Annotated in this window: 5 protein-coding genes; 3 read left to right on the forward strand and 2 right to left on the reverse strand. The window is 63.8% G+C overall.

Translation table 11 applies throughout. The features are described from left to right. Positions 1 to 169 precede the first annotated feature (169 nt). Entirely contained in the window at positions 170 to 751 is a 582-nt protein-coding gene (locus tag QOC89_RS29330; protein WP_323048240.1) for a hypothetical protein, read from the forward strand. Positions 752 to 879: 128 nt separating this feature from the next. Next, positions 880 to 2,175: an MFS transporter gene (locus QOC89_RS29335; RefSeq protein WP_323048241.1), complete on the forward strand. Its 1,296-nt coding sequence runs from the start codon at positions 880 to 882 to the stop codon at positions 2,173 to 2,175. Positions 2,176 to 2,268: 93 nt separating this feature from the next. Here QOC89_RS29335 and QOC89_RS29340 read toward each other — a convergent pair whose 3' ends face one another. Both QOC89_RS29340 and QOC89_RS29345 read right to left on the reverse strand, forming a co-directional pair. After that, positions 2,269 to 3,252, reverse strand: coding sequence for a PDR/VanB family oxidoreductase (locus tag QOC89_RS29340; protein WP_323048242.1), 984 nt, complete (start codon positions 3,250 to 3,252; stop codon positions 2,269 to 2,271). Between the two features lie 49 nt (positions 3,253 to 3,301). Next, the gene (locus QOC89_RS29345; protein ID WP_323048243.1) at positions 3,302 to 4,057 is read right to left on the reverse strand and encodes an IclR family transcriptional regulator; all 756 of its coding nucleotides are present in this window, start codon (positions 4,055 to 4,057) and stop codon (positions 3,302 to 3,304) included. 185 nt (positions 4,058 to 4,242) lie between these two features. Here QOC89_RS29345 and QOC89_RS29350 point away from each other — a divergent pair. After that, on the forward strand, positions 4,243 to 4,550 hold a 308-nt coding region (locus tag QOC89_RS29350; RefSeq protein ID WP_323048244.1), incomplete at its 3' end, for a Rieske 2Fe-2S domain-containing protein.

Below are 4,550 nucleotides of genomic sequence, written 5' to 3' on the forward strand. Positions count from 1 at the left end.
GTGGGCATAGTTATCAGTCGGTCGAACTGGCGCTTCAGCTAATCGCCGCCGATCGTCATCAGGTCACGCGCATGAGCACGCACACGTTCGGCCTCGCGGAAACGGACCTCGCGTTGCGCACGTTGCAGGGCGATGGTGTCGAGAATGCCATTCATATGACGATCGATCCATGGATGTAATCCGCCCTCACGTCGCCCCGCCGGCGCCTGCCCTATCGGCGAATTGCGTCGCGACGCAGGCGCCCGAAACGCGTTTTCGCGTGCGTGCGGCGAATTCGACGCCGCGTCTAGTGCGGGTCGTCGCGCTCTGCGAGCGTGACGATGAAACACGCGCTGCTATCTCCGCCTACGGCTCGAACGTGCAGTTCTCGAGTGCGAGCGAACTGGCGGCGCTGCTCGGCATCGATATCGGCAATGGCGGCATGCGGCGCCCTGACCGGCCACGCGACCTGAACACGCCGTCCGGCGCGATCGCCACATCGCCGGGCGCGCCGGATCTCGCGATCATCGTCGGGCGCGAAGGCGACGATGCGACGGCCGCCGCGCTCGCCGCGCAAACCTGGCGTAGGCTCGGCGTGACGGTGTCGGCCGTGCTCCGGCCGGCGTGCGCGCCTGCGGCCGGAACAGGCAACGCAAAGGCCATACGCCGTACTCATACCGCCGATCTGCTGCGCCCCTGGTGCACGATGGTGGTGCTCGCAAGCAGCAGCGACTATCTGGGAGATTTGCTCGACGCGCTCGGCGCGTCCTGAATTCCGGCATTATTCATGAAACGCGCACGCGGCAACGGCACAACGCCGGCCGCCTGTGCGTCAACCTCGCACCGCGACCCAACTGCCGGCAAGACGCAGACGCGGATATACGATGTGGAGAGAGACAGTTGAAGCAGGATATCAATCGATGGTGGACCGTCGTCGGCGGCGCCTTGTGCCTTTCAGTCGGCGCGGGCGTCATCTCGGCGTTCATGTTCGGCACCTTCATCAAGGCGATTGCCGCACAGAACGGCTGGAGCCGCGCTCAGGTATCGCTGGGCCTCACGATCTTCGAATTCGCCATGGGACCCGGCACGATCGTGCTCGGTTCGCTGATCGACCGCTTTGGCGTGCGGCGCCCCACGCTGTTCTTTCTGGCCATGTTCGCCTTGTCGATCGCACTGGTCGGCGTCATCCCGGTGTCGTTGCCGCTGTTCTGTCTCGTGTTCGTGATGGTCGGCTTCTTTGCGCCGGGCAGCAATGCGCTGCCTTACGCGAAGGTGGTCTGCGCGCGTTTCGATCATCGGCGGGGCCTCGCGCTGGGGTTGGCGGTGGGCGGCACCGCGGTCGGCGCGATGTTGATGCCGCAATACGCGGGCTATCTGCTGCGCCACTTCGGCTGGCGCACCGGCTATCTCGGCGTGGCCGCGCTGATGGCGGTCGTCTCGATTCCGGCGCTCTATTTCCTCGTCAAGATGCCGCCCGATCTCGATTCAAAACTGCTGCGCCGGACTCACCAGCCGGCTGACAAACTGCCTTCGCTATGGAGCATCTTCAAACATGACCGCACCTTCCGGCTGCTCGGGATTGCGATCTTCTGCATGTCCGGCGTGTTGCTCGCCCTGCTCTCGCAGCTCGTACCGATGATGACCGATCGCGGCGAAACGGTCCGCACCGCCGCGATCATGCTGTCGATCGCCGGGCTCACGTCGGCGGTCGGCCGCCTGTTTGCCGGCTACCTGATGGACCGCGTTCACGCGCCCTATGTCGCGGCCATGTCGTTCGGCTTGACGCTGTGCGGCGTGATCATGTTCGCGGCGGGCGCGACCGGCGCGACGGCGATGGTGTCGGCGGGACTGATCGGCGTGAGCATCGGCGCGGAAGCGGACATCATCACCTTTATCGTCAGCCGCTATTTCGACTTGCGGCTGTTCGGCCGCGTATGTGGCGGCATGTGGGCATGCTGGGGCTGGGGCGCTGGCATCATGATTTTCGCCTCGGGGCTGTGCTACGACCTGCTGCATTCCTATCATGTCGCGCTGTGGGTGTTCGTCGGGCTCGTGCTGGTGTCGGTCGTGTCGATCTGCCGGTTGGGACCGTATGTTTATCCGGAGCAGCGCAGCCCTCGCGATACCGCGCCCGGCACACGCGAGCGCGGTGGCATCGCGGCGGAACACGCGAAATCGGGTTCGACGGCCGGCTGATTGATTTGCTGACTGACGTCCCGATTTATTTCGGTTGGTTAAGCGTATGAAGCATGTCTCTCGCGAGACATGCTTCACTTCAATCTCACGCGTTCAGAAGTCGATCACGAGCCGCTCGGACTTCGCACCGGAACAGCAGATCAGCATCGTATCGCCCGCCTGCTTCTCGCGCTCCGACAGCACACTGTCGCGATGATCCGGGGTACCCGCCATCACCTTCACCTGGCAGGCGCCGCAAATCCCCTCCTCGCACGAATAAGGCGCGGCCACGCCGCCTTCGCGCAACACCTGCAGAATCGTCTTGCCTTCAGGGATCGCGAACGTCTGCCCGGTTCGATGCAACTCGACGACATATCCCCCCTCGCAGGCGGCCGCCGCTTTCGGCATGAAGTATTCGGCGTGCACTTGTGCGGCGTCGAGCGAAGCCGTAGCGGCTTCATACGCGTTGAGCATGGGCAGCGGGCCGCAGCAGTAGTAATGCGCGTGTTGCGGTGCACGCGCGACGAGCGCCGCGATATCGAGCGGCCGTTCACCGTTTTCCGAATCGACATGCAGATGCGCTTGCGGCATCGCAGCCAGTTGCTCGAGAAACGCGGCCTCGCGCCGCTCACGGCACGCATAGTGCAATTCGAACGAACGGCCGAGTTTGAGCAGCCGTTGCGCCATCGCCCAGATCGGCGTGATGCCGATGCCGCCCGCCACCAGCACCGTATGCTCGACGCTTTCGAGCAACGGAAAATTGTTGCGCGGACCACCAACGGTCAATTTCTGTCCGACGCGCAATCTGTCGTGAATGAAGATGGAACCGCCGCGGCTCGCGCGGTCCCGTTTGATACCGATCACGTAAGCGCGCGGATCGCCGTCCGCCGTCACGAGCGAGTATTGCCGCATGATGCCGTTCGGCAGATGCACGTCGATGTGCGCGCCGGGTCCTGCGGCCGGCAGCGCCGCATTATCGGGCCGGCGCATTTCGTACAGGTTGATGTCGTCAGCCGCGTAGCGGATCGACGTCAGGCGCATTTCGATCGTGGCGGGTGCGCCGGCGTCCGCGCTGCGGACGGGTTCTGTCGCGGTCATATCCATTGCAAACCTCAGATTGCTTCGAAAAAACGTGGCACGCCGGACGTCACGCGCCGTGCTCCTGGTTGATGATGGAAAGCGGCGGCAATCGCGGCCGCAGTTCGTTCGCCGTGTCGACCAGCAGCTTGCGAAACGATTTGATCTGATCCGGCGTGAAGCGCGTGAGCAGACCCGACACGGTCAATGCGCCCAGCAATTCATGGTTCTCGTTGGTCAGCCCCACGGCGATGGCCGCAAGATCGGGGTCGCGCTCGCCCTTCGAGACAACCCAGCCACGCGTACGAATCGCCTCGAAGCTTTCTTCGCCGGCGAATTGCGGGTCGTAGGCGCAGAGAATCTTGCCGGCCGCGCCGCCCTTGAGCGGATGACGCGACCCTTCGTCCAGATGGTGCCGCGCCGAGCGCTGCGAATTCACGCGGTACAGGCAAATGCGCTCGTCGCCGTCGCGCACGTAGAACGACGCGGTTTCGCGCGTGAACGTGGAGAGCTTCTGCAATGCCGGACGGACCAGCGATTCGACGCTCACCGGCGCCGCGCTCAAGGCGCCGAGCCGCCGCAATTCCGATCCGAGCCGGTATTTGCCGGCCGCATCGCGCTCCAGAAACTTCATATACACGAGCGATGCGGTGAGCCGCAGAATCGTGCTCTTGTATAACGACGAGCGCTGCGCCAGTACCGCAAGCGATAACGCCTCGCCAGGCTGCCTGAAACATTGCAGCAGCGACAGCGACCGTTCAACGGCCTCGACGCGCGTGCGGCCTTCGTCCTCTTCGGGTTTGCGTACTGCGAGTTCGGTCTCCATCCTGGGCCTCCGTGATCCGCTTTCTGAGCCATTCATCGACGCTTTTATACGCCGCCATCCTCGTTCTGTCGAACAGAATTTGTGCCGCTTGACGGACCGCCAGGTGAAACCTATTCTGAACCTGCAAACACGGTGCGGCAGCTTCACGCCAGCACCGCTATCGCCCCCCAATATCTGGAGACGACATGCTGACCGCAGCAATGAACGAGCGCCTCACGCGCGTGGGTCCGGGCACGCCCGGCGGTGAACTGATGCGCCGCTACTGGATTCCGATCGCCCCGTATTCGCAACTCGACGACAACCCGGTGCGCAAGGTCCGCGTGCTGGGTGAAGACCTCGTGCTGTACAAGGACAAGAGCGGCACGCTCGGCCTCGTCGGCGACCGTTGCCTGCATCGCAATGTCGACCTGCAGTTCGGCATTCCGGACGAATGCGGCCTGCGCTGCCCGTATCACGGCTGGCTCTTCAACGAAGGCGGAAAGTGTGTCGAGCG

This window comes from Paraburkholderia sp., assembly GCF_034668105.1.
GTDB lineage: Bacteria > Pseudomonadota > Gammaproteobacteria > Burkholderiales > Burkholderiaceae > Paraburkholderia.

What these genes read in the sequence shown, in the direction of transcription:
- QOC89_RS29330 (WP_323048240.1), top strand. Translation starts at nt 170, where the DNA reads ATGGATGTAATCCGCCCTCACGTCGCCCCGCCGGCGCCTGCCCTATCG.
- QOC89_RS29340 (WP_323048242.1), bottom strand. Translation starts at nt 3,252, where the DNA reads ATGACCGCGACAGAACCCGTCCGCAGCGCGGACGCCGGCGCACCCGCC.
- QOC89_RS29345 (WP_323048243.1), bottom strand. Translation starts at nt 4,057, where the DNA reads ATGGAGACCGAACTCGCAGTACGCAAACCCGAAGAGGACGAAGGCCGC.